The organism is Dyella sp. SG562 (genome assembly GCF_011759495.1).
Taxonomy (GTDB): Bacteria; Pseudomonadota; Gammaproteobacteria; order Xanthomonadales; family Rhodanobacteraceae; genus Dyella_D; species Dyella_D marensis.
Window position 1 is genome coordinate 198,668 of sequence record NZ_JAAOYS010000007.1, and the last position, 24,984, is coordinate 223,651.

Annotated in this window: 28 protein-coding genes; 26 read left to right on the forward strand and 2 right to left on the reverse strand. The window is 69.1% G+C overall.

The window, feature by feature from the left end; all coding sequences use genetic code 11:
• The first annotated feature begins 13 nt into the window (after positions 1-13).
• The 11 genes from fliS (at position 14) to FHW84_RS14635 (ending at position 10,452) form a co-directional block, all read left to right on the forward strand.
• Entirely contained in the window at positions 14-433 is a 420-nt protein-coding gene (fliS, locus tag FHW84_RS14585; RefSeq protein WP_167256698.1) for a flagellar export chaperone FliS, read from the forward strand.
• Positions 430-708, forward strand: a complete 279-nt coding sequence (locus FHW84_RS14590) for a flagellar protein FliT (protein WP_167256699.1) — start codon at positions 430-432, stop codon at positions 706-708. The genes fliS and FHW84_RS14590 overlap by 4 nt, the downstream gene beginning before the upstream one ends.
• Before the next feature lie 220 nt (positions 709-928).
• Positions 929-1,492: a PilZ domain-containing protein gene (locus FHW84_RS14595; RefSeq protein WP_167256700.1), complete on the forward strand. Its 564-nt coding sequence runs from the start codon at positions 929-931 to the stop codon at positions 1,490-1,492.
• A gap of 368 nt (positions 1,493-1,860) precedes the next feature.
• Entirely contained in the window at positions 1,861-3,342 is a 1,482-nt protein-coding gene (locus FHW84_RS14600) for a sigma-54 dependent transcriptional regulator (RefSeq protein WP_343203605.1), read from the forward strand.
• A gap of 552 nt (positions 3,343-3,894) precedes the next feature.
• Positions 3,895-4,221 (forward strand): flagellar hook-basal body complex protein FliE, encoded by a 327-nt coding sequence (fliE, locus tag FHW84_RS14605; protein ID WP_167256701.1) that lies wholly within the window; start codon positions 3,895-3,897, stop codon positions 4,219-4,221.
• 52 nt (positions 4,222-4,273) lie between these two features.
• Positions 4,274-5,974, forward strand: coding sequence for a flagellar basal-body MS-ring/collar protein FliF (gene fliF, locus FHW84_RS14610; protein ID WP_167256702.1), 1,701 nt, complete (start codon positions 4,274-4,276; stop codon positions 5,972-5,974).
• 7 nt (positions 5,975-5,981) lie between these two features.
• Complete coding sequence (gene fliG, locus FHW84_RS14615; protein ID WP_343203607.1) at positions 5,982-6,971, forward strand: flagellar motor switch protein FliG; 990 nt, start codon at positions 5,982-5,984, stop codon at positions 6,969-6,971.
• Positions 6,971-7,612, forward strand: coding sequence for a FliH/SctL family protein (locus FHW84_RS23405; RefSeq protein ID WP_167256704.1), 642 nt, complete (start codon positions 6,971-6,973; stop codon positions 7,610-7,612). The genes fliG and FHW84_RS23405 overlap by 1 nt, the downstream gene beginning before the upstream one ends.
• The gene (gene fliI, locus FHW84_RS14625; RefSeq protein ID WP_167256705.1) at positions 7,609-8,967 is read left to right on the forward strand and encodes a flagellar protein export ATPase FliI; all 1,359 of its coding nucleotides are present in this window, start codon (positions 7,609-7,611) and stop codon (positions 8,965-8,967) included. Before FHW84_RS23405 ends, fliI begins: the two co-directional genes overlap by 4 nt.
• Entirely contained in the window at positions 8,964-9,398 is a 435-nt protein-coding gene (fliJ, locus tag FHW84_RS14630; protein ID WP_167256706.1) for a flagellar export protein FliJ, read from the forward strand. The genes fliI and fliJ overlap by 4 nt, the downstream gene beginning before the upstream one ends.
• Positions 9,399-9,429: 31 nt before the next feature.
• The gene (locus FHW84_RS14635; protein WP_167256707.1) at positions 9,430-10,452 is read left to right on the forward strand and encodes a flagellar hook-length control protein FliK; all 1,023 of its coding nucleotides are present in this window, start codon (positions 9,430-9,432) and stop codon (positions 10,450-10,452) included.
• Between the two features lie 9 nt (positions 10,453-10,461).
• Here the strand turns inward: FHW84_RS14635 and FHW84_RS14640 are convergent, their stop codons facing one another.
• Positions 10,462-10,803 (reverse strand): type II toxin-antitoxin system HicB family antitoxin, encoded by a 342-nt coding sequence (locus tag FHW84_RS14640; protein WP_167256708.1) that lies wholly within the window; start codon positions 10,801-10,803, stop codon positions 10,462-10,464.
• The gene (locus FHW84_RS14645) at positions 10,800-11,054 is read right to left on the reverse strand and encodes a type II toxin-antitoxin system HicA family toxin (RefSeq protein ID WP_167256709.1); all 255 of its coding nucleotides are present in this window, start codon (positions 11,052-11,054) and stop codon (positions 10,800-10,802) included. The genes FHW84_RS14640 and FHW84_RS14645 overlap by 4 nt, the downstream gene beginning before the upstream one ends.
• Positions 11,055-11,309: 255 nt before the next feature.
• Between FHW84_RS14645 and FHW84_RS14650 the strand changes: the two genes are divergently transcribed.
• From FHW84_RS14650 to FHW84_RS14720, 15 genes are all read left to right on the forward strand, one after another.
• Positions 11,310-11,825, forward strand: a complete 516-nt coding sequence (locus FHW84_RS14650; RefSeq protein WP_167256710.1) for a flagellar basal body-associated FliL family protein — start codon at positions 11,310-11,312, stop codon at positions 11,823-11,825.
• 7 nt (positions 11,826-11,832) lie between these two features.
• Positions 11,833-12,849, forward strand: coding sequence for a flagellar motor switch protein FliM (gene fliM, locus FHW84_RS14655; RefSeq protein WP_167256711.1), 1,017 nt, complete (start codon positions 11,833-11,835; stop codon positions 12,847-12,849).
• 59 nt (positions 12,850-12,908) lie between these two features.
• Entirely contained in the window at positions 12,909-13,196 is a 288-nt protein-coding gene (gene fliN / locus FHW84_RS14660; protein WP_231504260.1) for a flagellar motor switch protein FliN, read from the forward strand.
• Positions 13,196-13,567: a flagellar biosynthetic protein FliO gene (gene fliO, locus FHW84_RS14665; protein WP_243868123.1), complete on the forward strand. Its 372-nt coding sequence runs from the start codon at positions 13,196-13,198 to the stop codon at positions 13,565-13,567. The genes fliN and fliO overlap by 1 nt, the downstream gene beginning before the upstream one ends.
• Entirely contained in the window at positions 13,567-14,307 is a 741-nt protein-coding gene (gene fliP, locus FHW84_RS14670) for a flagellar type III secretion system pore protein FliP (protein ID WP_167256712.1), read from the forward strand. The genes fliO and fliP overlap by 1 nt, the downstream gene beginning before the upstream one ends.
• Positions 14,308-14,491: 184 nt before the next feature.
• Entirely contained in the window at positions 14,492-14,761 is a 270-nt protein-coding gene (gene fliQ, locus FHW84_RS14675; protein WP_167256713.1) for a flagellar biosynthesis protein FliQ, read from the forward strand.
• A complete protein-coding gene (gene fliR / locus FHW84_RS14680) occupies positions 14,758-15,528 on the forward strand; it encodes a flagellar biosynthetic protein FliR (RefSeq protein WP_167256714.1) in 771 nt (256 codons plus the stop codon). Before fliQ ends, fliR begins: the two co-directional genes overlap by 4 nt.
• Positions 15,529-15,543: 15 nt before the next feature.
• Positions 15,544-16,677 carry a flagellar biosynthesis protein FlhB gene (gene flhB, locus FHW84_RS14685; RefSeq protein ID WP_167256715.1) on the forward strand — a complete coding sequence of 378 codons (1,134 nt, stop codon included), beginning with the start codon at positions 15,544-15,546 and terminating at the stop codon, positions 16,675-16,677.
• Positions 16,678-16,698: 21 nt separating this feature from the next.
• Entirely contained in the window at positions 16,699-18,798 is a 2,100-nt protein-coding gene (flhA, locus tag FHW84_RS14690) for a flagellar biosynthesis protein FlhA (RefSeq protein ID WP_167256716.1), read from the forward strand.
• A gap of 32 nt (positions 18,799-18,830) precedes the next feature.
• Complete coding sequence (flhF, locus tag FHW84_RS14695) at positions 18,831-20,180, forward strand: flagellar biosynthesis protein FlhF (RefSeq protein ID WP_167256717.1); 1,350 nt, start codon at positions 18,831-18,833, stop codon at positions 20,178-20,180.
• A complete protein-coding gene (locus FHW84_RS14700; RefSeq protein ID WP_243868124.1) occupies positions 20,177-21,139 on the forward strand; it encodes a MinD/ParA family protein in 963 nt (320 codons plus the stop codon). Before flhF ends, FHW84_RS14700 begins: the two co-directional genes overlap by 4 nt.
• Positions 21,136-21,933 carry an RNA polymerase sigma factor FliA gene (locus tag FHW84_RS14705; RefSeq protein ID WP_167256718.1) on the forward strand — a complete coding sequence of 266 codons (798 nt, stop codon included), beginning with the start codon at positions 21,136-21,138 and terminating at the stop codon, positions 21,931-21,933. Before FHW84_RS14700 ends, FHW84_RS14705 begins: the two co-directional genes overlap by 4 nt.
• A 48-nt stretch (positions 21,934-21,981) precedes the next feature.
• Positions 21,982-22,389 (forward strand): chemotaxis response regulator CheY, encoded by a 408-nt coding sequence (cheY, locus tag FHW84_RS14710; RefSeq protein WP_167256719.1) that lies wholly within the window; start codon positions 21,982-21,984, stop codon positions 22,387-22,389.
• Positions 22,386-23,018, forward strand: coding sequence for a protein phosphatase CheZ (locus tag FHW84_RS14715; protein WP_167256720.1), 633 nt, complete (start codon positions 22,386-22,388; stop codon positions 23,016-23,018). Before cheY ends, FHW84_RS14715 begins: the two co-directional genes overlap by 4 nt.
• A 13-nt stretch (positions 23,019-23,031) precedes the next feature.
• A complete protein-coding gene (locus tag FHW84_RS14720) occupies positions 23,032-24,984 on the forward strand; it encodes a chemotaxis protein CheA (protein WP_167256721.1) in 1,953 nt (650 codons plus the stop codon).

A 24,984-nucleotide genomic window follows, 5' to 3' on the forward strand; every position in this document is an offset into this window, starting at 1 on the left:
GAGGAGCCAGACCATGGGATTCGGATACGGCGCCGGCGCCTACCAGCAGGTGCGTTCGCACGGGACGGTGGAAACCGCCGACCCGCACGGCCTCATCACCATGCTGATGGACGGCGCGATCGAACGCCTGACCAAGGCGCGCGGCCATATGCTGCACGGCGAGGTGGCCGCCAAGGGCGAGCTGATCTCGCGCTGCCTGGACATCATCAGCGAGCTGCGCGGCAGCCTGGATCCGGCGGTGGAAACGCCGCTGGTCGGCCAGCTCGGCGCGCTGTACGACTACATGGGCCGTCGGCTGCTGCACGCCAACCTGCACGACGACCCGCGCGCGCTGGACGAGGTCTCCGACCTGATGCAGAAGCTGCGCCGCGCCTGGAACGGCATTCCGATGGACGCGCGCAGCCCGCAGCGTCCCGCGCAGGCCGCGCTGTGAACGGCCTGGAACAGGTGATGGCGCTGAGCCGCGGCATGCTGGAAATGGCCGAGCAGGGCGACTGGGAACGCTTCGCCGCGATCCAGGACGAACGCGAGCGCGTGCTCGAACAGGTGCTGCCGGCCAGCCGCGGCGACGCGACCGCCCTGCGCGCCCTGATCGACTACAACCGCCGCCTGTGCGAGGTGGTGGAGCGCGAGCGCGATAAAGTGGCGCAGGAATGGCAGGCGGCGCATGGCCGCTCGCAGGCCATCGCCGCCTACACCAGCAACTGACGTCGCGGAATCATCCGTGTAGGTTGGGCTGAGCCGCAGGCGAACCCCGACGCCGGCAACTTCATGCGCCTCGCCACGTTGGGGTTACGGGCTGCATCAGCAACCCGCCCTTCGGGCCATCCGCTATGCGGATGTTCGCTACGGCATCCTGCCTTCGCAGTCGCCTGCGGCTCACCCCAACCTACGCCCGATCGGGCGGCATCGCCGGAGAACGCCACACATGAATGCCAGCGCCTGGGACGAATTCCAGCAACTGCTCGCCTGCGAGGGCGACTGGCTGGCCGAGCTGGAGCCGCTCGCGTTGCCGCTGGACGAGCGCATGGCCGCCGGCTATGCCGAACGCAACCTGGCCGCGCTGGGCATGCTGGACGTATTGGACGAGCGCAATGCCGAGGTTTCCGACGAGGACAGCCCGCTGGTGCAGGATCTTGCGCGGATGGACGCCAAGCTCACCGCGCTGATCCACATCATCAACCGCGTATTGATTCCCGATGCGCTGACCCGGCCCCGCCACACCCTGCGCTTCAACGCCGTGGGCGCCCTGGTGCCGCCGGCGCTGGCGCCGGCCGGCGAGGGCGCGCTGCTGCGCATCCGCCTCGATGCTTGCCCGAGTTTTCCGTTGGAACTGCCGGTGCGCGTGGAACGCCGTTTCCCCGACGGCCGCGTGTTCCTGACGTTTGAGAATCATTCCGACGCGCTGGGCGAAGGGCTGGAACGGATGGTTTTTCGCCATCACCGACGCAGAGTGGCAGTCACCCGGCAAGGGCATGGGCCAGCGGCCTGAAGCAGTTCGTGAAGGCAATGTGATCGATATCACAAAACCGAGGCCCCAAAAGTTCAGTTTTTTGACGTGTCTGACACTTGGCATGTGCGGTGTGCCCAGGCCTGCGGCGTCAGCATCCATTCATTTAGCGCCGGTCACTCAACGGTTTAAGACGATTCGCAGGCCTCACGAATACGTTTTCAGTACTAGGGAGTAGTCGGAAAACCGACCCCATCCAGCCCCCCCGTCATAGACCCGCCACCTCGTTGGCCCCGATTTTGCGTATAGCCCAACGGCGTCGACGTCGGAGCGTTGACGCTATGGGTCAGCAGAAAAACGAGTGACAGGGCATGGGAACGCCGGTCACCACCATGGGCAGGGGGTTTAGCGTGCAAAACGAAGTCCAAGACATCGACGTACTGGTCATCGAAGCGGATGCCGTCCGGGCGGATACCATCGGATCGGCGCTGCAATTCCTGGGGTATCGCCCGCGTTTCGCCGGTAACGATACCGCTGAAAGCGGCAAGGGCGATTGGTGCGCGATCTATATCGGCGACGTGGTGGACCTCGACGATTTCCAGCGCCAGCTCGACACATTGGGCGACCTGGCGCTGCATCTGCCGCTGCTGGTGGCGAACGATTCCCCGCTCGCCGCGCAGCTGCCCGGCGCGCTGCCGGGTTCGCGTTCGCGCTCGGTGGAGCTGCTCTCGTTCCCGCTGCGCTACGAACCGCTGCTCGACGCGCTGCGCCGCTGCTCGGCGCCATCGCGGCTGAGCTTCAAGGGCGGCCAGTCCGCTTGCGCCACGGGACAGTCGGGCATGCATCGCATCGTCGGCGGCTCCAATGCGCTGGGCCGCGTGAATGCGCTGGTGCGCCAGGTCGCGCCGTTCGATTCCACCGTGCTGGTGCTGGGCGAATCGGGTACCGGCAAGGAAATGGTGGCGCGCGCCATCCATGAATCCTCGCAGCGCCGCGACAAGCCGTTCATCGCGATCAACTGCGGCGCGATTCCGGCGGAACTGCTGGAAAGCGAACTGTTCGGCCACGAGAAGGGCGCCTTCACCGGTGCGATCAGCGCACGCAAGGGCCGTTTCGAACTGGCCGAGGGCGGCACGCTGTTCCTCGACGAGATCGGCGACATGAGCCTGCCGATGCAGGTGAAGCTGCTGCGCGTGCTGCAGGAGCGCGTGTTCGAACGCGTCGGCGGCAACCGCACCCAGCGCTGCGACGTGCGCATCATCGCCGCCACGCACCGCAACCTGGAGCAGGCCATCGCCGACGGCCGCTTCCGCGAAGACCTGTATTACCGCCTGAGCGTGTTCCCGCTGGAGATGCCGCCGCTGCGCGAGCATCTGGAAGACCTGCCGGAACTGATCACCGAGTTCAACCAGCGCCTGCTGCGCCGCGGCCTGGGCGGCGTGCGCTTCAGCGCCAGCGCGATGAACGCCCTGCGCAGCCACACCTGGCCCGGCAACGTGCGCGAGCTGTGCAACCTGGTCGAGCGCATGGCCATCCTCTATCCGTCGTGCGAAGTACGCGCCGGCGACCTGCCCGAGAAATACCGCGGCGTTCCCGTCGGCGAAGAAGTCACCGGCGCCGCCTTGCTGGCGGTCATGGAAGGCCGCGCTCCCGTGATCGCCACCCCGATCGCCGCCTCGGTTGCCCACGAGCCTTCGGCGGCGATCCTCCCGGAAGGCGGCCTGGATCTGAAGGATCACCTCTCGGATATCGAAGTAGGCCTGATCCGCCAGGCGCTCGACGCCACCGGCGGCGTCGTCGCCCACGCAGCCAAGCTGCTGCGCATGCAGCGCACCACGCTGGTGGAGAAGCTGCGGAAATACGGTCTGCAGGCGGGTTTGCAGGTGCCTTGATCAATCAAATCCGGCGCGCCCAGTGCGCGCCGGATTTGGATCGTTCTATCAGAGCGCAAAAAACTCCATCTCCTCGCTCCGCCCGGCCCCTCACCCCGACCCTCTCCCCGGAGGGGAGAGGGAGAAGTGATGTGGCGCCGCATACAGGAACGAAGAGCACAAGCTGGCCTCGTTCCTTGAACGTCCTCTCGGCCACGGCACGTTGAAGGACGCGTTACGAAACCGCACTGGTGTTTCGTGTAGACCCAGGTTAATCAGGTTACCGCAGCCGACCACCGCTCCTTCTAGTCGCGTCGCGAGCCTTTGCTCTCAGGCCATTCTCTCTTTGGTTACTTTCTCTTTGGGCCAGCAAAGAGAAAGTGACTCGGGCGCCGGCAGGCGTCCGAAATGCCCGCTGCATAAGCGGCCAAATCGCGACAACCGCCCCTAGTCGCGACTGGATCCCGGCCTACGCTGGGATGACGAGCAACGCACGCGCAACCCACTTTTTGGTGATGGCACACCTTGTGCATCCATCCCCCTAGTCATCAAAGGACGCGCTGGAATTCCGTCATGCCCACAATCGACGTCAACAGCCTGCTATCCCAAATGCGGCAAATGTCCGCCACCATGCCGACACCCGAAACCGCATCGCGCAGCGTAATCCCAGCCCAAACCAGCGACTTCGGCGCCCTGCTCAAGCAATCGATCGCCACCGTCGGCCAGACCCAAATGGAAGCCGGAAAATTGGCGGCCTCCTTCGAACGCGGCGACGCCGGCGCCGACCTCGGCCGCACCATGGTCGCCGTGCAGAAGGCCGACCTCTCCCTGCGCGCCATGACCGAAGTGCGCAACAAACTCGTCGATGCCTACAAAGACATCATGAACATGCCGGTGTAACGGACCGCAGCGTCCGCCCGCCATCCCACTCCACCGATAACGAGCAGTTTTCATGGCCGAAAACGCCATCGCGCAGACCGACCCGAACGGCAAGCGCCTGGACCCGCTGAAGCAACTCGCGCAGAGCCCGGCGACGCGGCAGCTGCTGCTGCTGGTTGCCGTGGCCGCGGCCGTGGCGTTCGGCGTCGCGGTGGTGCTGTGGTCGCGTGGGCCCAACTTCGCGCTGCTGTATGCGGGCCTGGATTCCAAGGATGCTTCCGCCATTACCCAGGCGTTGCAGACGTCCAACACGCCCTATCAACTGGGACCGGATGGCGCATCGATCTCGGTGCCGGCGGCGGATCTTGCCGCCGTGCGCCTGCGCCTCGCCGCGCAAGGCCTGCCGCAAGGCAGCGCGGGCACCAGCGCCACCGTGCCCGGCGCGGATTCGCCGTTCGGCATGAGCGACCTGGCCGAACGCACGCGTTATCAGCAGATGCTGGAAACGGACCTGGGCAACACCATCGCCGGCCTGCAGTCGGTGCGCGCGGCGCGCGTGCATCTGGCGCTGCCGAAACCGTCGGCCTTTATTCGCGACAACAAGCAGGCCAGCGCCTCGGTGCTGGTGACGCTGTTCCCGGGCCGCCAGCTCGATGCCTCGCAGGTGGCGGCGATCGTGCACCTGGTGGCGTCGAGCGTGCCGGAGCTGGATCCACGCCAGGTTTCAGTGGTCGACCAGCAAGGCCAACTGCTCACCGTCACCGATCCGGACAGCGCCGGCGCGGTCGGCGACAGCCGCCTGCGCCTGGCTACGCGGATGGAGAACACCTACGCGCAGCGCATCGAGGAACTGCTCACGCCGCTGGTCGGCCCGGGCAAGGTGCGCGCGCAGGTCTATGCGGACCTGGATTTCAGCCAGACCGAGAAGGCCACCGAAACCTACAATCACGACAACCCCGCATTGCGCAGCGAACAGGTCAGCAGCGAGCAGCGCCGCGACGGCTCCAGCAACGGCGGCGTGCCGGGCGCGCTGAGCAACCAGCCGCCGACCACGGTGGCGCAGCCGACCGCGGCCAAGCCCAATGCCGGCGCGGGCAATGCCAACGCCACGGCGGCCACGGCGAATACCAATGCAGGCGGCGAGAGTTCCAGCAGCGCCACGCGCAACTACGAACTCGATCGCACCGTCAGCCACGTCAGCGATCCGGCCGGACGCCTCGCGCGCCTCACGGTGGCGGTGGCGGTGGACAACAAGGCCACCACCGACGACAAGGGCAACAGCAAGAGCGTGCCGTTCACCGCGCAGGAGCTGGAACACCTGACCGACCTGGCCAAGAACGCGGTCGGCTTCAACCAGCAGCGCGGCGACAGCGTCAGCGTGATCAACCAGCCCTTTCACAAGGCGCCGGGCAACGAACCCCTGCCGGAGACGCCGTTCTGGCAGCGCCCCGGCGTGATGGACCTGATCAAGCAGGGCGGCGGCGTGCTGGTCGCGCTGATCATCGCCTTCGGCCTGCTGCGCCCGCTGCTGCGCGGCGTGTTCAAGGGCGCGCCAGGCACCGCGCTGCAGGCGTTGCCTGCCGGCGCCGGCGGCGTGCCGACGGTATCGGTGCGCATCGACGATATGGACGACGACGTGGCGCCGGGGCGTTTGGGCCCGCCGCCGGGCATGAACTACGAAGCGCGCGTGGCGATGGCCAAGCGCATGGTCACCGAGAACCCCAAGCAGGTGGCGCAGGTGGTCAGGAGCTGGGTGGGCGAAGATGGCGGCTAATATCGAAATCACTGGCGCCCAGCGCGCGGCAATCCTGTTGCTCACCCTGGGCGAGCAGGACGCGGCCGAAGTGCTGAAGCATCTCAATGCCCGCGACGTGCAGGCCGTCGGCCAGGCCATGGCAGGCCTGAGCAATGTCTCGCGCGAGCAGGTCGAGCACGTACTCGGCCGCCTCACCGAGGACATGGGCCGGCACACCTCACTGGGCGTGGGCACCGAGGAATACATCCGCAAGATCCTGGTCAACGCGCTGGGCGAGAGCAAGGCGGGCGGCCTGATCGACCGCATCCTGCTCGGCCGCAGCAGCAAGGGCCTGGAATCGCTGAAGTGGATGGAGAGCCGCGCGATCGCCGAGATGATCGGGCAGGAGCATCCGCAGATCATCGCCCTGGTGCTGGCGCACCTGGAGCCGGACCAGGCCGCCGAAGTGATCGGCTACCTGCCGCCGCGCGTGCGCAGCGATTCGGTGATGCGCATCGCCACGCTCGACGGCGTGCAGCCGCATGCGCTGAACGAACTGGACGAGATCATGGAGCGCCAGTTCTCCGGCAATACCAACAAGCTGAAGTCCGCCACCGTCGGCGGCCTGAAGGCGGCGGCGGACATCCTCAATGCGATGGAGACCAGCCGCGAGACCGAGCTGATGAGCGCGATCCGCGGCCACGATGCGGCGCTCGGCGGCCGCATCGAAGAACTGATGTTCGTGTTCGAGGACCTGGCGGAGCTGGACGACCGCAGCATGCAGATGCTGCTGCGCGAAGTGCCGTCGGCGCGCCTGGTCACCGCCTTGAAGGGAGCCGAGCCCGGCGTGCGCGAACGCATCTTCTCGAACATGTCCAAGCGCGCCTCCGACATGCTGCGCGACGACCTGGAAGTGAAGGGCCCCGTGCGCCTGAGCGAAGTCGACGCCGCGCAGAAGGAAGTGCTGCAGATCGCCCGCCGGCTGGCCGACACCGGGCAGATCAGCCTTACCGGCGGCGGTGACGACTTCGTCTGATGGCCGCTTCCTTTCTCTCGCGCGAACAGCTGAAGGATTTCCGCCGGTGGGAGCTGCCCGAGGTGGGCGAGCCCAAGCCGGCGGAGGCGGCGGAAGCCCAGGCGGCGCTGCCGACCGTGGCCGATCTGGAAGGCCTGGAGCGCGAAGCGCGCGACGCGGGCTACGCGGCAGGCCTGGCCGAAGGGCGCGCCGCCGCGGACGCGGAGCTGCGCGAAAAGCTCGCCTTGCTCGACGGCATCCTGCACGCCGCCGCGCGGCCGCTGGAAGCGCTGGACGACGCGACCGAACAGGAACTGGCGCGGCTGGCGCTGGTGATCGCCCGCCGTGTGGTGGGGCATGAACTGAAAACCTCGCCCGCGCTGATCGTACGCACGGTGCGCGAAGCCGCGCTGGCCCTGCCGGCGGCGACGCGCAACCTGCGCGTGTATCTGCATCCGGACGATCTGGCCCTGCTGCGCGAGCTGGAGGCGGCGGAGCCGCACTGGCAGCTGCTGCCCGACCCGGACATGCAGCGCGGCGATTGCCTGCTGGAAAGCGAAAGCTCGCGCCTGGACGCCAAGGTGGAAACGCGGCTCGCCGCCATCGCCGACGCGGTGTTCGGCGACGAAGCCAGCGAAGATCCCGAGACCGAAATGGCATGAGCCGCGGCTCCGCCACCACCGAACGCTGGCGCCAGCGCCTGGCCCGCCGCGCACGCCGCGCCGAGGCGGCTGCGCCGCTGGTGGTGGAGGGGCGCTTGCGCCGCGTGGTCGGGCTGACGCTGGAAGCCGAAGGCTGCGAAGCGCCGCTCGGCGCGCGCTGCCTGGTGGCCGCCGCGGGCGGCGTGCAGCTGGATACCGAAGTGGTCGGTTTCGCCGACGACCGCCTGCTGCTGATGCCGGTGACCGAGATGCACGGCGTGCTGCCGAATGCGCGCGTGCGCCCGTGCTCGCATACCGGCGGCCTGCCGGTGGGCGCCGCGCTGCTGGGCCGCGTGATCGGCGCGGACGGCGTGCCGCTGGATGGCGCCGGCCCCCTCGACGTGGACGAGCACGCCTCGCTCAAGCGCGAACCGATCAATCCGATGGCGCGCAAGCCGATCGACGCGCCGCTGGATACGGGCGTGCGCGCGATCAATGCGCTGCTTACCGTGGGCCGCGGCCAGCGCCTGGGACTGTTCGCCGGCTCCGGCGTCGGCAAATCGACCCTGCTCGGCATGATGACGCGCTACACCGACGCCGACGTGGTGGTGGTGGGCCTGATCGGCGAGCGTGGCCGCGAGGTGAAGGAATTCGTCGAGCACACGCTGGGCCAGGAAGGCCGCGCCCGCGCGGTGATCGTCGCCGCGCCGGCCGATGCGCCGCCGCTGAAGCGCCTGCGCGGCGCGCAGTACGCCACCGCGATTGCCGAGTGGTTCCGCGACCGCGGCCAGCGCGTGCTGCTGCTGATGGATTCGATCACCCGCTACGCGCAGGCGCAGCGCGAGATCGCGCTGGCCATCGGCGAGCCGCCGGCGACCAAGGGCTATCCGCCGTCGGTGTTCGCCCTGCTGCCGGCCCTGGTCGAGCGCGCCGGCAACGATGCCGAGGGGCGCGGTTCGATCACCGCGTTCTATACGGTGCTGACCGAGGGCGACGACTACCGCCACGATCCGATCGCCGATGCGGCGCGCGCGATCCTGGACGGCCATATCGTGCTGTCGCGCGACCTGGCCGAAGCCGGCCACTATCCGGCCATCGATATCGAAGCCTCGATCAGCCGCGTGATGCCGGCGGTGGTGGAGCGCACGCACCTGCGCGCGGCGCAGCAGTTCCGGCAGGTCTATTCGGCGTATCGCCAGCAGCGCGACCTGATCGCGGTGGGCGCGTACCAGAAGGGTTCCGATCCGCAGGTGGACAAGGCCATTGCAATGTGGCCGCAGCTGCGCGGTTTCCTGCAGCAGGAAGTGGACGATCCGATGCCGCTGGCGCAGGCGATCGAGGCGCTGCAGGAGCTCGCTGCCGAGGCCGCCGCATGAAGCCGCGTTCCGCCCGCCTGGCGCCGGCTGCCGATCACGCCAAGGAAAAGCGCGAAACCGCCGCGCTGCGCCTGGCCGAGCAGCAGGAGCGCCTGCGCGCGGCCGAGCACCAGCTTTCCGAACTGCGCCGCTATCGCGCGGAGTACGCGCTGGACGGCGCGGCCGCGGTTTCGGTGGCGGCGCTGCTCAACCGGCAGCAGTTCGTGGAGCGCATCGACCGCGCCATCAATCAGCAGCTGTTCGAGGTGGAGCGCCAGCGCCGCCTGCTCGACCAGGCCGGCGCCGCCTGGCGTGCCGCGCATGCGCGCGAGCGTGCGCTGGAGAGCGTGATCGGCCAGGCGCGCGAGCAGGAACGCAAGAGCGAAGAGCGCCGCGAACAGAACGACATCGACGAACGCATGCAGCACCGCAACCCGCGGCGCCGCAGCTAGCAGGCTTCCTTCCATGACTCCGAACGTATCCATGCCTACTTCCACGCCCAAGCCCGTCGCCTCCGGCGCGCCTGCCGCCGCCGGCAAGGGTGCGCAGACCGGCGCAGCCGATGCCGCCTCCGGCCAGGAAGGTTTCGAGCGCCAGTTCAACCAGGTGATGCGCCAGCAGGCGGGCGCCGCCTTGCCGGCAGCCATCGCGCCACCGGTGCTGCCGGCGAAGGTGGCGCTGGCCCCCGTGGAGGCCGGCGGTCCGCTCGCCGGCAAGGACGAAGCGATCACCGACCCGGCCGAGCGCGATGGCAATGCGCTGGCGGCGGCGGTGCTCGCGATGCTGGGGCAGGGCGTGGCGGCGCAGGTGAAGATCGCCGGTGCGGGCCAGGGCCAGGCGGTATCGGCCGATGCGGGCAAGGGCGGTGCGCCGCGTGGATTGCCTGGATTGGTGACGGATGCCGCGAAGGATGCAGGCGCCGCGGCGCCCGTGCCGTCCACCGGTGTCGACGCCAGCGCACTGCTTGCGGCGGCGAGTGCGTCGCCTGCGCCGGAAACGCACAAGTCCGCCGAACCGGGCAACGTCGAAGCGCTCGCCGCTCCGATGACGCTGCATGCACCTGCGCCGAACGCCGCACCTGCCGCGCACAGCCTGAAGATGGATGCGCCCGCCGGCAGCCCGGGCTTTGCGCAGGAACTCGGCCAGCAGGTCGCCTGGCTGGGCGGCCAGGAGATCAAGCAGGCGCGCATCCGCCTGCGCCCGGAGGAACTGGGCCAGCTCGACGTGAAAGTGAGCGTGGCCGAACACGGCCGCGTCGACGTCAGCTTTACCGCGCAGCATCCGGCGGCCGTCACCGCCGTGCAGCAGACGCTGGGTCAGCTCGACCTGATGCTGGCGGGGCATGGCCTGTCGCTGGGACAGGCGCAGGTGGGGCAGCAAAGTGCGGGAGAGCGCGGCGCCGGCCACGCGGGCGAGCCGCAGGATGCGCTGGCCGCGGAAGCGGATCCGGTCGAAGGCGTCGGCGCCCGCACGGTCGCCGTCGGCCTGCTGGATACGTTCGCCTGAGCTCCAGCTTCAGGCCGGGCTGAGCACTTCGTGCTCCAGCGCGATCTGCAGCAGCTGGTTGAGGCTGACGCCGCGCGCCGCCGCCGCCGTGACGGCGCGCTCGTGCAGCTTGGGCGGGATGCGCGCCTGGAACTTGCCGGAGAAGTTCTTGTACGGCTCGATGCCGTTGGCGCGGCAGGTCTCGAAGAACACGCGCAGCGAGGTGCTGCCCTCACGCGCCAGGCCGGCCACGTCGGTGGCGTAGAAATCGGCGCCGCCGTTGAGGCTGGTGAACTTGCCGCGGAACATCTCGAGCTCCGGGTCGTATTCGATCACGGCCTTGTGGCCGTCGATGGTCATGACATTGATCATGGCTTCACTCCAAGAGACTCCAACCATTTGCGGACGCCGGCCACCGCGCCCTTGTCCATGTCCGGCCGCGGGTGAGGGCGGTGGAACACGTGGACCTCCCCGGCCAGCACGACCGCCACGCGGGAGCCTTCCGCCTGGCTGATCCTCGCGCCCAGCTCCCTGAAAAGAGCCTCCACCTCCGCCCACTTCACGTTGCCGGAAGCGGGGCGGTTGAAGATCAGGCTCAGCGTCCTTGCATGTTTGTTTTTCATGCAGAGATGGTACCGAAATATGGTATCACACAAATCCGAAAATACGTCGCGCGAATCCGAAAATGCGCCGCCATGGCGGCGTCGCGACGTCCCCCCGCCGCGCGTCAATAAAACGCCGCAATCTCCGCCCATGGGCGCCGCAAACCGCGCCACCAAGCCATTTCTTCCGATGGCATGCCGATTGCTACAAGACCTCCGCCAGGCACCGCCCCCGGGGCGCTGCCGACAAGGAACCGTGTCCACCCGAGGTCTTGCATGTCGAACGCCGAGCCCACTCCCGCCGTCGCCGCCCCCGCCCCCAAGGCGGGCCATGGGCGGGGCACCGTCCTGATTCTTGCCGCGGCCCTGGTGCTGGTGTCGGCGGTGTGCGGCTACGCGCTGTACACGCTGCGCGGGCACGCCGCGCAGGGCGCCGCGGGCAGCGAAGCGAAGGTCGAGAAGAAGAAGGAAGGGCCGGAGGTGTTCATGCCGATGGACCCGGCCTTCGTGGTCAATTTCCAGAAGGCCGACGGGCTCAGCTACCTGCAGGTCGGCGTCACCCTGATGTCGCACGACCCGGCCGCGCTGCAGGCCGCCAAGGAAGCGGATCCGGTGATCCGCAATGCCCTGGTGATGCTGTTCTCCGCGCAGGACTACACCGCGCTGTCCGACACCGCCGGCAAGCAGAAGCTGCAGGCCAAGGCGCTGGCGGCGGTGCAGAAGATCGTCGAGGACCGCACCGGCCGCCCCGGCGTGGAAGCGCTGTATTTCACCAGCTTCGTGATGCAGTGAGGCAGCCGTGAGCGATCTGCTCTCCCAGGAAGAAATCGACGCCCTGCTCAACGGCGTCAACGGCGGCGATGTGCCGACCGGCGGCGACGAGCCGCCGCCGAAGGATGCCGTGCTGTCGTACGACTTCACCCAGCAGGACCGCATCGTGCGCGGCCGCCTGCCCACGCTGGAGATGGTCAACGACCGCTTCGCGCGCTACTTCCGCACCGGCATCTTCGGCGTGCTGCGCAAGACCTGCGAGGTCTCGGTGCTGGGCGTGAAGATGTCCAAGTTCGTCGAATACGTGCACGGCCTGGCCGTGCCGACCAATCTCAACCTGGTGCGCGTGAAGCCGCTGCGCGGCACCGCGCTGATCGTGATGGAGCCGCGCCTGGTCTTCAGCGTGATCGACAATTTCTTCGGCGGCGACGGCCGCTACCACGCGCGCATCGAAGGCCGCGACTTCACGCCGACCGAGACGCGGGTGATCCAGATCGTGCTGGCGGAAATCTTCACCGCCATGGTCGAGGCCTGGTCGCCGGTGCTGCCGCTGAACTTCGAGTTCCTGAATTCGGAGATCAATCCGCAGTTCGCCAACATCGTCAGCCCGACCGAAACCGTGGTGGTGTCGCGCTTCCACGTGGAAGTGGACGGCGGCGGCGGCGAGATCCACCTCACCCTGCCGTACTCCATGGTCGAGCCGATCCGCGTGCTGCTGGACGCCGGCGTGCAGAGCGACCGCGTCGAGCGCGACGAGCGCTGGCTGCAGAGCCTGCACCAGGAAGTGCTGGACGCCGAAGTGGAGTTGAGCTCGCTGCTGCTCGAAGCCGACATGCAGATCGGCGACTTTCTCAAGCTGCGTCCCGGCGACGTGATCCCGGTGAACCTGCCGGAGCTGTGCACGGTATTCGCCGAGGACGTACCGATCTTCCGCGGCCAGCTCGGCCGCGCCAGCGGCCACAAGGCCGTCCGCTTCCAGACCCCCGCCGGCCGCCGCGAAACGCGCACGTCCGCCGAGTTCTCCACCGGGAATCCCAACGCATGAGCACCACCAACGACTCCGCCACCCTGCTCGATCCGGCCGGCCGTCCGGAATACGAAACCATGCTGGGCGTGGCCGGCGAGAACGGCGACGTCAACCTGGACCTGATCCTGGACGTGCCGGTCACGCTGGCGATGGAAGTCGGCCGCACGCGCATCAGCATCCGCAACCTGCTGCAGCTCAACCAGGGCTCGGTGGTGGAACTGGACCGCGCCGCGGGCGAACCGCTGGACGTGTTCGTCAACGGCACCCTGGTGGCGCACGGTGAAGTGGTGGTGATCAACGAGAAGTTCGGCATCCGCCTCACCGACGTGATCAGCCCTGCCGAGCGCGTGCGGAAGCTGCGCTGATGATGCTCCTGCTTGCCATGGCCGCCGCGCCCGCGGCCGAACCCAGCGTGGGCGGGGAACTGCTGCGCGTGTGCCTGAGCCTGATCGGCATCATCGCGCTGATCTTCGCCGCCGGCTGGCTGGGCCGCCGCGCGCAGGGGCGCGCGCAGTCCGGCGGCCGGCGCATCCGCTGCGTCGAATCCTTCGCGCTGGGCACGCGCGAGCGCGTGCTGCTGCTGGAGGCGGATGGCAAGCGCCTGCTGGTCGGCGTGGGGCAGGGCGGCATGCGCACGCTGCACGTCTACGAAGGCGACGCGCCCGCCGCCGAGACTCCGCCATCGCCGCCGATGCCCGCCTTCGCGGACCTGCTCGGCTTCTGGAAGCGCAAGTGATGAAATATTTCCTGTTCGCCCTGCTGCTGCTGGCGCCGCTGCCGCTGCTGGCCGATCCGGTCGCCGGCATCCCGGTGCTGAACGTGCAGAACGCCGCCGGCGGCGGCCAGAGCTGGACGCTGTCGCTACAGATGCTGGCGCTGATGACGGTGCTGACCCTGCTGCCGGCGATCCTGCTGATGATGAGCTCGTTCACGCGCATCATCATCGTGCTTGGCTTTCTGCGGCAGGCGCTGGGCACGCAGTCCACGCCGCCGAACCAGGTGCTGCTGGGCCTGGCGCTGTTCATCAGCCTGTTCGTGATGTCGCCGGTGCTGGAGCGTGCCTACGCCGACGGCGTGAAGCCCTATATGGACGGCGAGCTCGCCGCCGAGCAGGCGCTGCCCGCCGCCGCCGCGCCATTCAAGCGCTTCATGCTGGACCAGACGCGCGACGCCGACCTGCAGCTGTTCACCCGCCTGGCGAAAGAGCAGCCCTATGCCGGCAAGGACGAGGTGCCGTTCCGCGTAGCCATGCCGGCCTTCGTCACCAGCGAGCTGAAGACCGCCTTCCAGATGGGCTTCCTGCTGTTCATCCCGTTCCTGATCATCGACCTGGTGGTGGCCAGCGTGCTGATGTCGATGGGCATGATGATGGTGTCGCCGATGATCATCTCGCTGCCGTTCAAGATCATGTTGTTCGTGCTCGTTGACGGCTGGTCGCTGTTGCTCGGCACGCTGGCGGGGAGCTTCTTCTCATGAGTGCGACGCGATCTTCTCCCTCTCCCCTCCGGGAAGAGGGCCGGGGTGAGGGGGCGGGGCTCGCCACAGGGCTGGTACGTGCGAGCTGCAGTCCGCGGCAGGCCCTCAACATCTCGCTCCGCCCGGCCCCTCACCCCAACCCTCTCCCCGGAGGGGAGAGGGGGCAGAAGCGGAGGACCAGCGCATGACCCCCGAGTCCGTCATCGAATTCGGCCAGCACGCACTCTACGTCGCGATGCTCGTCGCCGCCCCTTTGCTGCTTACCGCGCTGGCGGTCGGTGTGCTGGTCGGCGTGATCCAGGCGGCGACGCAGATCAACGAAATGACCTTGAGCTTCATCCCGAAGCTGATCGCGATGGCGCTGGTCGCGCTGATCACGGGGCCGTGGATGCTGCGCACCCTGGTGCAGTTCACCCGGCACCTGATCGAAGGATTGCCCGGAGCGGTGCGGTGACCACGCTGGATCTCGCCCAGCTGCCGATCCTGCTCGGCAGCGTGCTGTGGGCGATGGGCCGCGTGGCCGGCCTGTTCCTGGTGGCGCCGGTGTTCGGCGCCACGGTATTGCCGGCGCGCATCCGCGTCGGCCTGATCATGCTGCTGACCATGGTGCTGGCGCCGCTGGCGCCGGCGCGGATCGACCCGATGAGCGCCGGCGGCATCGCCACCATGGCGGGGCAGCTGCTGATCGGCGCGGCGGTGGGTTTCGTGCTGCGGCTGACCTTCGAGGCGGTTGCGTTCGGCGGGCAGCTGGTGGCGCAGAGCATGAGCTTAGGGTTCGCCGAAGTGGTGAACCCGCAGGGCGGCGGCAGCTCGCCGGTGCTCAACCAGTTCTATCTGCTGCTGGTGACCTTGCTGTTCCTGGCGATGGACGGCCATTTGCGCCTGATCGCATTGCTGGCCGAAAGCTTCCGCACGCTGCCACCGGGCACCGGGGCGATCTCGCCGGACGGGCTGCGTGCGGTGGCGGTGTTCGGTGGCCAGTTGTTTTCCGGCGCCGTGCGCGTCGCCCTGCCGGCGATGACGGCGCTGCTGGTGGTGAACATGGGCTTCGGCGCGATCAGCCGCGCGGCGCCGTCGATGAATCTGTTCGCGGTGGGTTTTCCGATCACCTTGTGCCTGGGCTTTATCGCCTTGTGGTTGTCGTTGCGCGCGTTGCCAGGGGCGTTCGGCTCGCTCGAGGAAAGCGCGTGGTCTCTGATGCGCGAACTGCTGGGTCAATAAGGATGGGAGCCTGACGTGTCCGAGAGCGACGACCAGGAACGCACCGAAAAACCATCGGAGAAACGCCTGCGCGAAGCGCGGGAGAAGGGCGACGTTCCGCGTTCGCGCGATCTGTCGGGCGCCCTGGTGGTGCTGGCGGGTGTCGCCGCGCTGATGAGCGGCGGCGAGCGCGCGTTCGTGCACGCCAAGCGTGTCTACGAACTGGGCTTCGGCTACAGCCGCGAAGCGCTGTTCTCCGGCGAGCTGCCGGCGCGCGTGCTCGCTGCGGCGCTGCGCGAAGCAATGGCCCTGATCACGCCGGTCGCGGTGGCGACGATGTTGGCCACGTTCGCCGCCCCTTTGCTGCTGGGCGGCCTCAGTTTCAGTGCGCAGGCGCTCGAGCCGAAATTCGACCGGCTCGATCCCATCGCCGGCCTCGGTCGTCTTGTATCGATGCGCGGCGCGGTGGAACTGGCGAAATCGCTGCTCAAGCTGGTGTTTATCGGCGCCTCGCTGGCCTGGTTCCTGTGGCACCGGCAGGACGCCATGCAGGCCACCGGGCGCGGCACGGTCGGCGCAGGCATCGCGCTGTCGCTGTCGCAGCTGGGTCATGCCGCGCTGCTGTTCGGCACCATGCTGGCGCTGATCGGCGGCATCGATGCGGCCTACCAGCGCTACGACCACGGCCGCCGCCTGCGCATGACCAAGCAGGAGCTGCGCGACGAGAACAAGGAAAGCGAAGGCAATCCGGAACTGAAGGGCCGCATCCGCCAGGTGCAGCACCAGCTGGCGCGCCGCCGCATGATGCAGGAGCTGCCCAAGGCCGACGTGGTGGTGACCAACCCCACCCACTTCGCCGTGGCGCTGAAATACGACGAGAGCCGCATGCGCGCGCCGCGCGTGGTCGCCAAGGGCGCCGACGTGCTGGCCATGCAGATCCGCCAGGTCGCCGCCGGGCACCGCATCCCGATGGTGGAAGCGCCGCCGCTGGCGCGTGCTCTCTACGCCACCACGGAACTCGGCCGCGAGATTCCCGCCGCGCTCTACGTCGCCGTGGCGCAGGTGCTGGCCTATGTGTTCCAGCTGCGCCAGGCCGTCGCGCATGGCGACGCGCCGCCCGTGCCTCCTTCGCCGCAGGTCGATCCGGACCTGCTCGGCCCTTACCGCTGATTCTTTCCAGGACACCGCTCCATGGCTGCCGCAAGCGCAAGCGCGTTCGACACCTTCAAGCAGATCACCCGCCGCGGGGCCGGTGCGCCCATCGTGATGCTGGCCGCGCTGGCGATGGTGATGCTGCCGATGCCGCCGTTCCTGCTGGACATGCTGTTCAGCTTCAACATCGCGCTGTCGCTGGTGATCCTGCTGGCGGTGATCTACGTGATGCGGCCGCTGGAATTCGCCGCGTTTCCCACCGTGGTGCTGATGGCCACCCTGCTGCGCCTGGCGCTGAACATCGCCTCCACCCGCGTGGTGCTGCTGCACGGGCATAACGGCCCGGGCGCGGCGGGCAAGGTGATCGAGGCCTTCGGCGAGTTCGTCATCGGCGGCAATTTCGCGGTGGGCCTGGTGGTGTTCGCCATCCTCACCATCATCAACTTCGTGGTGGTGACCAAGGGCGCCACGCGCGTGTCCGAAGTGACCGCGCGCTTCACCCTGGACGCCATGCCCGGCAAGCAGATGGCGATCGACGCCGACCTCAACGCCGGCCTGCTCACTCAGGAACAGGCGCGCGAGCGCCGCCAGGAAGTGCGCGAGGAAGCGGACTTCTACGGCTCGATGGACGGCGCCTCCAAGTTCGTGCGCGGCGACGCCACGGCGGGCATCCTGATCCTGGTGATCAATATCGTCGGCGGCTTCTTCGTCGGCGTGATGCAGCACGGCCTCAGCGCCGGCGACGCGGCCAAGACCTATACCTTGCTCACCATCGGCGACGGCCTGGTCGCGCAGGTGCCGGCGCTGATGCTGTCGATCGCCACCGCGGTGATCGTCACCCGCGTCTCGCGCGCCCAGGACATGGGCAAGCAGGTGCTCGGCCAGGTGTTCGGCCAGCCGCGCGCGCTGGCGGTGGCTGGCGTGGTGCTGGGCGTGATGGGCCTGGTGCCCGGCATGCCGAACATCGCCTTCCTGCTGCTGGGCGCGATCTGCGGCGGCTCCGCGTGGATGATGCTCAAGCGCGAGCGCGAGACGCGCGCCAGGCTGGCCGAGGAAGCCATCGCCGAAGCCGCGCCCGCCGCGGCGCCGGCCGAGCGCCTGGAGCTGGGCTGGGAAGATGTCGCCGGCGTCGATCCGGTAGGCCTGGAAGTGGGTTATCGCCTGATCCCGCTGGTGGACAAGAACCAGGGCGGCGAGCTGATGGGGCGGATCAAGTCGGTGCGCCGCAAGCTGTCGCAGGAGCTGGGCTTCCTGGTGCCGCCGGTGCACATTCGCGACAACCTCGACCTGGGCCCCAACACCTATCGCATCACCCTGATGGGTGTGCCGATGGGCGAGGCCGAGGTGCACAACGAGCGCCTGCTGGCGATCAATCCCGGCCGCGTGCACGGCAGCTTGCAAGGCATCGCCACGCGCGATCCGGCCTTCGGCCTGGAAGCGGTGTGGATCGAATCCGGCCAGCGCGACAACGCGCAGGCGCTGGGCTACACCGTGGTCGACCCCGCCACCGTGGTGGCCACGCATCTGTCGCACATCCTGCAGGGCCACGCGCACGAACTGCTCAGCCACCAGGACGTGCAGCAGCTGCTGGACCGCCTCGCCGCCGCCGCGCCGAAGCTGGTGGAAGACCTGGTGCCCAAGCGCATGTCGCTGGGCGTGGTGGTGAAGGTGCTGCAGAACCTGCTGGCCGAGCGGGTGCCGATCCGCAACATGCGTTCCATCGTCGAATCCTTGGCGGAACACGCGGGCCAGAGTCAGGATCCCGGCGCGCTCACCGCCGCCGTGCGCGTGGCGCTGGGCCGCCAGATCGTGCAGGAGATCGCCGGCCTGGGCACCGAGATCCCGGTCATCACGCTGGCGCCGGAACTGGAGCAGATCCTGCTCGGTTCGCTGGCCAATGGCGGCGTGGCGGGCGCCGCGGTGGAACCGGGCCTGGCCGACCGCCTGCAGAGCGGCGTCGCCGACGCCGCGCGCCGCCAGGAAATGGGCGGCGAACCGGCCGTGCTGCTGGTCGCGCCGCAGCTGCGGCCGTGGCTCGCGCGCTTCACCCGCCACGTGGCACAGAACCTGCACGTACTGGCCTACAACGAGGTGCCCGACAACCGTCGGGTGCGTTTGGTGCAGGCGCTGGGACGCTGATCCGGCGCTGGAACTAGGGATCGAACCGACCGATGAAGATCAAGCGTTTCGTAGCTGCGGACATGCGCCAGGCCATGCGCGAAGTGCGCGAGGAACAAGGCCCCGACGCGGTCATTCTTTCCACGCGCCGTCTCGACGAGGGCGTGGAGATCATTGCCGCCGTCGACTATGACGAGTCCCTGGTGCGCGAGGCCGCGCGCTCGGGCGAACCGTTGCCGACCGAAGTGCGCATCGTGCGCGAGCGCGCGGCGGAACCGCCGGTGCTGCCGCCCAAGCCGCGGCGTGCGCCGGCGCCCGCGCCGGTGGCTCCCGTTGCCGCGCCCGCGCAGCGTGCACCGGTAGCGCCGGTTGCCGCGCCCGTCGCCGCCGCACCGGTCGCCGCGGCAAAACCCGAACCCGCCGCCGCACCCGCCGAACCGGCCCCGCTGCATCCGATGGTGGAGCAGGCCGCGCTCGACACCGCGCGCATGCGCGCCGAGCTGGGCAGCCTGCGCGAACTGCTGGAATCTCAGATGGCTTCGCTCGCATGGAACGACCTGCAGCGCCGCCATCCGCTGCGCGGCCGCGTGCTGCGCGACATGACGCGCATCGGCATCGAGCCGGACGTGGCGCGCCGCCTCGCCGACGAACTGCCCGACCGCCTCAGCGCCGACCAGGCGCGCTATCTGCCGCTGGGCGTGCTCAGCCGCAGCCTCGCCGTCACCGGCTACGACGTCGCCGCCAGCGGCGGCGTGGTGGCCCTGGTCGGACCGACCGGCGTGGGCAAGACCACCACCATCGCCAAGCTCGCCGCGCGCGCCGTGCTGCGCCATGGCGCTTCGCAGGTGGCCCTGGTCAGCACCGACAACTACCGCATCGGCGCCGCCGCGCAGCTGGAGCACTACGGCCGCCTGCTCGGCACCCGCGTGTTTCCCGCGCACGATGCCGAAAGCCTGCGCGAAGTGCTCGACGTGCTGCGCGGCCGCCGCGTGGTGCTGGTCGACACCGCCGGCGTGGCCGGCAGCGATCCGCGCCTGGAGCAGCAGATGCAACTGCTGCGCGCCGCCGGCGAACTGCGCACCTGCCTGGTGCTGGCCGCCAATGCGCAGGCACAGGCGATCGACGACATGGTGCGCGCCTTCCTGCCGCAGCAGCCGCAGGCGTGCATCCTCACCAAGCTCGACGAAGCGCCCAGCCTGGGCGGCGCGCTGTCCGCGCTGATCCGCCACCGGCTGCCGCTGGACTACACCACCGACGGCCAGCGCGTGCCCGAAGACCTCGCCACCGCCGATGCGCGCGTGCTGGTCTGCCGCGCCGCGCAGGTGCTCAAGGGCAATGCGCCGGCGGTGGACGAAGGCTATATGGCCGAGCGCTTCGGCCTGGCCGTGGCGGGTGCACGATGACCACGCTGGCGATGGACCAGGCCTGGGGCCTGAGCAATCTGTTCTCGGCTTTTCATTCTTCCGGCAACGATGACGTGCGCCCGCTCTCCGCAGGCGCGGGCCATTCGCTGCCCGCCGCTCCGCCGCGCCGCTGCCGCGCGATCGCCGTGGCCGGCGGCAAGGGCGGCGTGGGCAAGTCCACCGTGGCGGTGAACCTCGGCATGTCGCTGGCCATGGCCGGGCGCGAGGTGGCGCTGCTGGATGCGGACCTGGGCCTGGCCAACCTGGACGTGCTGCTCGGCCTGCAGCCGTCGCGGCATATCGGCCACCTGCTGGACGGCAGCTGCTCGCTCGGCGAATTGATGCTGCCGGCGCCGCACGGGCTGAAGGTGATCCCGGCCGGCTCCGGCGCGCGCCGCCTGGCCCAGCTGGATACGCGCGAGCACGCCGCGGTGATCCGCGCCTTCGACGAACTGCCCGATCCGCCGGAATTCCTGATCGTGGACACCGCCGCCGGCGTGGCCGACAACGTGGTGATGTTCGCCGCGGCGGCCGACGACGTGGTGCTGGTGGTCTGCGACGAGCCGGCCTCGCTCACCGACGCCTACGCGCTGACCAAGGTGCTCAGCCGCGACTTCTGCGTACGGCGCTTCCACGTGGTGGCCAACATGGTGCGCCACGCCGGCGAGGCGCGGCAGCTGTACGAGAAGCTGGCCCGCGTGTGCGACCGGTTTCTGGACGTGGCGCTGGATTTCATGGGCGCGGTTCCTTACGACGAACACCTGCGCCAGGCCATCCGCCGCCAGGGCGCGGTGGTGGATCTGTGGCCGGCCAGCCGGTCCGCACGGGGATTCAAGCAAATGGCGGGTGCGGTCGATACATGGGGAGAACCCCTGCGCACGGGTCGCGACCGCATCGCCTTTTTTGGAGGGCAGGTCGCCATGGCGCCGGACCCGGTACGCGAGGGGGGTGTGAGATGAGCGTGGCTTCCGAATATCTGCAACTGCAACGCGAAAGCACGGAGGAGATGGTGCGCCGGCACGCTCCGCTGGTGCGCCGTATCGCCTATCACCTGATGGGCCGGCTGCCGCCCAGCGTGGACGTGGACGACCTGGTGCAGGCCGGCATGATCGGCCTGCTGGAAGCGGCGCGGAACTATGCGACCGACCGCATGGCCAGCTTCGAGACCTATGCGGGCATCCGCATCCGCGGCGCCATGCTGGACGAGCTGCGCAAGACCGATTGGACGCCGCGCTCGGTGCACCGCAAGTTGCGCGAAGTGTCGGAGGTGGTGCGCCAGATCGAGAACGAAACGGGCGCCGACGCCACCGACGCCGAGGTCATCCGGCGGCTGGGCATCGACGCGCAGGAGTACCACCAGATCCTGGCCGACGCGGCCAGCGCGCGCCTGCTCAGCCTCTCCGCGCCGGAGGACGACGAGGACGGCGCCGCGCTCGACGTGGCCGACCAGGAAGGCCTGGGGCCGCAGGACCGCTTCGAGCAGGAAGGCATGCGCGGGGCGCTGGTGGAAGCGATCGGCGGGTTGCCGGAGCGCGAGCAGCTGGTGATGTCGCTGTACTACGAGCAGGAACTGAATTTGAAGGAGATCGGCGCCGTGCTCGGCGTGACGGAATCGCGGGTGTGCCAGATCCATGGGCAGGCGCTGATCCGGTTGCGGGCGCGGATGACCGGTTGGCGCGAAGCCGAAGACGCCAAGGGCGCCGGCGGCGGGCGCCGCGGCGGCACGAAGTCCGCGGCCGCGGCGACGCGCTGAGCTCCGAACCACACCCCTCAAACCCCACTAGGACCCCTGGAGCCGACGTTGGACAAGAACATGAAAATCCTCGTGGTGGACGACTTCTCCACCATGCGGCGCATCGTGCGCAACCTGCTGGTGGAGCTGGGCTTCACCAATGCGCTGATCCAGGAAGCCGACGACGGCGTCAATGCCATGGCGGTGCTCAAGCAGCAGTCGTTCGACATGGTGGTGACCGACTGGAACATGCCGAACATGACCGGCATCGACCTGCTGCGCGCGATCCGCGCCGAGCCCGCGCTGAAAGGCCTGCCGGTGCTGATGGTCACCGCCGAGAACAACCGCGACCAGATCATCGCCGCCGCCCAGGCCGGCGTGAACGGTTACATCGTCAAGCCCTTCACCGCGGTCACGCTGAAGGAAAAGCTGGACAAGATCTTCGAGCGGCTCGCCGCGCAAGGAGCAAGCGCATGAGCGCCGTGATGATTACCCCCATGAGCGCGGCGTTGCCGCAGGAAGTGCAGGAGCTGCTGGCCAGCCCCGACGGCGCCGCCTTCGAGATGGCGCTGGACACCATGGTGCGCCAGCGCGAGCAGCACCTGTTCCGCGCGCTGGGCCTCTTGGCCCGCGACCTGCACGAAGCCGTGCGCCGCCTCGGCGGCGAGCTGGCCCAGGAAGGCGTGCCCGGCAGCGTGGCCGACGCGCGCCAGCATCTGCACGACGTGCTGGAGATGAGCGCCAAGGCCGCCCATCGCAGCATCGATTTCGCCGAGCGCATGCGCCCGCAGGCCAGCGCGCTGGAAAGCAGCGCCGATGCCGTGCTGGCCGGCGGTGGCGAAGCGGCGGAGCTGGCGACGCAGGCGCGGCAGTTTGCCGGGCAGTGCCGCGAAGGGCTGTCGGACATGGTGATGGCTCAGTCGTGGCAGGACCTGTCCGGCCAGCGCATCAAGAAAGTGTCCACCTTTATCGGCAGCGTGGAGTCCTCGCTGCTGGAACTGGTGCGCCTCACCGGCGCGCTGGCCGGCGGCGAAGCGCCGGTGGCCGCGGCCAAGGTGAACAGCCAGGACGAGGCGGACCGTCTGCTCAGCGAATTCGGTTTCTGAGCGCGGGGTTCCGATGGATCCGTCACTCGACAGCGAGCTGCGCGACGATTTCCTGGTCGAGGCCGGGGAACTGGTGCAGCGCCTGGGCGAACAGCTGGTGGCGCTGGAGGAGGCGCCGCGCGACGCCGAACTGCTCAATGCGGTGTTCCGCGCCTTCCACACGGTGAAAGGCGGCGCGGGCTTCCTCGGCATCGACCCGATGGTGCAGCTGTGCCATCACGCCGAGGACCTGCTCAACGAAGCGCGCGCCGGCCACGTGCTGATCGATGCGGCGCGGATGGACGCATTGCTGGAAGCGCTGGACCTGGTCAACGCGATGATGGCCGCGCTCGCCGCGTCCGGCGACATGCCGGTGGCGCCCGCGGCGCTGCTGGTGCGGCTGCAGCCGCATGCGGCACGAGCGCCGGCTCCGGCGCCCGCCCCCGTGCCGGCACCCGCGCCGGCGGCGGAAGAGGGCGGCACCATCGACGACAGCGAATTCGAGGCGCTGCTCGACAGTCTCTACGGCATGGGCGGCGCGCCGGGCGCACCGGTGCAGCCGCCGGCGTCCGAGACGATCGACGACGCCGAATTCGAAAACCTGCTGGACAACCTGCACGGCAAGGGCAAGGCGCCCGGCGCGCCGGTGCAGCCGTCGGCCGGCACCATCGACGACAGCGAATTCGAAGCGCTGCTCGACAGCCTGCATGGCAAGGGCGCCGCACCCGGCGCCGCGGCGAAGGCTGCCGCAGCGCCCGCGCCGGCCAAAGCCGCGGCAAAGGCCGCGCCGCCGCCGGAAGCCACCGTGCGCGTGGACACCGGCCGCCTCGATGCGCTGGTCAACCGCGCCGGCGAACTGGTGCTGGTGCGCAATCGATTGCTGAGCCTCGCTGCCAGCAGCGGCGACGAACCGTTCAACACCGCGGCCGGCGAACTCGATCGCGTGGCCGACGAACTGCAGGGCGCCGTGCTCGGCATGCGCATGCAGCCGGTGGGCCGCTTGTTCCAGCGCTTCCCGCGCATCGTGCGCGATCTCGCCCGCCAGCTCGGCAAGGAGATCGAGCTGGTGCTGGAAGGCGAGGACACCGACCTGGACCGCAGCCTGGTCGAGGCGCTGGCCGATCCGCTGATTCACCTGCTGCGCAACGCGGTCGACCACGGCCTGGAAACGCCGGACGTTCGCGAAAGCGCCGGCAAGCCGCGCAAGGGCCGCGTGCGCCTCGCGGCCAGCCAGCGCGGCGAGCGCATCGTGATCGTGGTGGCCGACGACGGCCGCGGCATGGATCCGGACATCCTGCGCCGCAAGGCGGTGGAGAAGGGCGTGATCGACGCGGCGCAGGCCGCGCGCCTGTCCGAGACCGAATGCCTGGAATTGATTTTCCGCCCAGGCTTCAGCACCGCCGCGCAGGTGTCCGACATCTCCGGCCGCGGCGTCGGCATGGACGTGGTCAAGACGCGCGTGGCCGAACTGGGCGGCACCTTGCAGGTGCGCTCGAAGCTGGGGCAGGGCAGCGAGCTTGAGCTGACCGTGCCGCTGACGCTGGCGATCGTGCGCGTGCTGATGGTGCGCGTCGGCGCGCGCCTGTTCGCGATGCCGCTGAGCAACGTGGACGAAGTGTTCGAACTCTCCGCCGGGCAGGACCGCCTGCTCGACGGCAGCCTGATCGCCGCGCACCGCGACCGCGCGCTGCCGCTGGGCGACCTGGCCGCATGGTCGGCGGCCGCGCCGACGGCGGGCCGCCACGTGGTGGTGCTGCATATCGGCCACCAGCGCCTGGGCTGCCTGGTGCACGACGTGCTCGGCCGCGAGGACGTGATGGTCAAGCCGCTGGGCCCGCTGTTCGCCGGCACCGCCGGCGTGGCCGGCGCGACCATCACCGGAGACGGGCGCCTGGCCCTGGTGCTGGACCTGGCGGGCCTGGCCGGCGAAGGCGGTCCGTGGCAGCTGGCGCCGCGGCTATCCCCAACCTTAGAAGCGGTGGTCTGA

Bases quoted from the DNA above. Each gene is read 5' to 3' on its own strand.
- fliS (WP_167256698.1), top strand. From the start codon at position 14: ATGGGATTCGGATACGGCGCCGGCGCCTACCAGCAGGTGCGTTCGCAC.
- FHW84_RS14595 (WP_167256700.1), top strand. From the start codon at position 929: ATGAATGCCAGCGCCTGGGACGAATTCCAGCAACTGCTCGCCTGCGAG.
- fliE (WP_167256701.1), top strand. From the start codon at position 3,895: ATGCCCACAATCGACGTCAACAGCCTGCTATCCCAAATGCGGCAAATG.
- fliF (WP_167256702.1), top strand. From the start codon at position 4,274: ATGGCCGAAAACGCCATCGCGCAGACCGACCCGAACGGCAAGCGCCTG.
- FHW84_RS23405 (WP_167256704.1), top strand. From the start codon at position 6,971: ATGGCCGCTTCCTTTCTCTCGCGCGAACAGCTGAAGGATTTCCGCCGG.
- fliI (WP_167256705.1), top strand. From the start codon at position 7,609: ATGAGCCGCGGCTCCGCCACCACCGAACGCTGGCGCCAGCGCCTGGCC.
- fliJ (WP_167256706.1), top strand. From the start codon at position 8,964: ATGAAGCCGCGTTCCGCCCGCCTGGCGCCGGCTGCCGATCACGCCAAG.
- FHW84_RS14635 (WP_167256707.1), top strand. From the start codon at position 9,430: ATGCCTACTTCCACGCCCAAGCCCGTCGCCTCCGGCGCGCCTGCCGCC.
- FHW84_RS14640 (WP_167256708.1), bottom strand. From the start codon at position 10,803: ATGATCAATGTCATGACCATCGACGGCCACAAGGCCGTGATCGAATAC.
- FHW84_RS14645 (WP_167256709.1), bottom strand. From the start codon at position 11,054: ATGAAAAACAAACATGCAAGGACGCTGAGCCTGATCTTCAACCGCCCC.
- FHW84_RS14650 (WP_167256710.1), top strand. From the start codon at position 11,310: ATGTCGAACGCCGAGCCCACTCCCGCCGTCGCCGCCCCCGCCCCCAAG.
- fliN (WP_231504260.1), top strand. From the start codon at position 12,909: ATGCTGGGCGTGGCCGGCGAGAACGGCGACGTCAACCTGGACCTGATC.
- fliO (WP_243868123.1), top strand. From the start codon at position 13,196: ATGATGCTCCTGCTTGCCATGGCCGCCGCGCCCGCGGCCGAACCCAGC.
- fliP (WP_167256712.1), top strand. From the start codon at position 13,567: ATGAAATATTTCCTGTTCGCCCTGCTGCTGCTGGCGCCGCTGCCGCTG.
- fliQ (WP_167256713.1), top strand. From the start codon at position 14,492: ATGACCCCCGAGTCCGTCATCGAATTCGGCCAGCACGCACTCTACGTC.
- flhA (WP_167256716.1), top strand. From the start codon at position 16,699: ATGGCTGCCGCAAGCGCAAGCGCGTTCGACACCTTCAAGCAGATCACC.
- flhF (WP_167256717.1), top strand. From the start codon at position 18,831: ATGAAGATCAAGCGTTTCGTAGCTGCGGACATGCGCCAGGCCATGCGC.
- FHW84_RS14700 (WP_243868124.1), top strand. From the start codon at position 20,177: ATGACCACGCTGGCGATGGACCAGGCCTGGGGCCTGAGCAATCTGTTC.
- FHW84_RS14705 (WP_167256718.1), top strand. From the start codon at position 21,136: ATGAGCGTGGCTTCCGAATATCTGCAACTGCAACGCGAAAGCACGGAG.
- FHW84_RS14715 (WP_167256720.1), top strand. From the start codon at position 22,386: ATGAGCGCCGTGATGATTACCCCCATGAGCGCGGCGTTGCCGCAGGAA.
- FHW84_RS14720 (WP_167256721.1), top strand. From the start codon at position 23,032: ATGGATCCGTCACTCGACAGCGAGCTGCGCGACGATTTCCTGGTCGAG.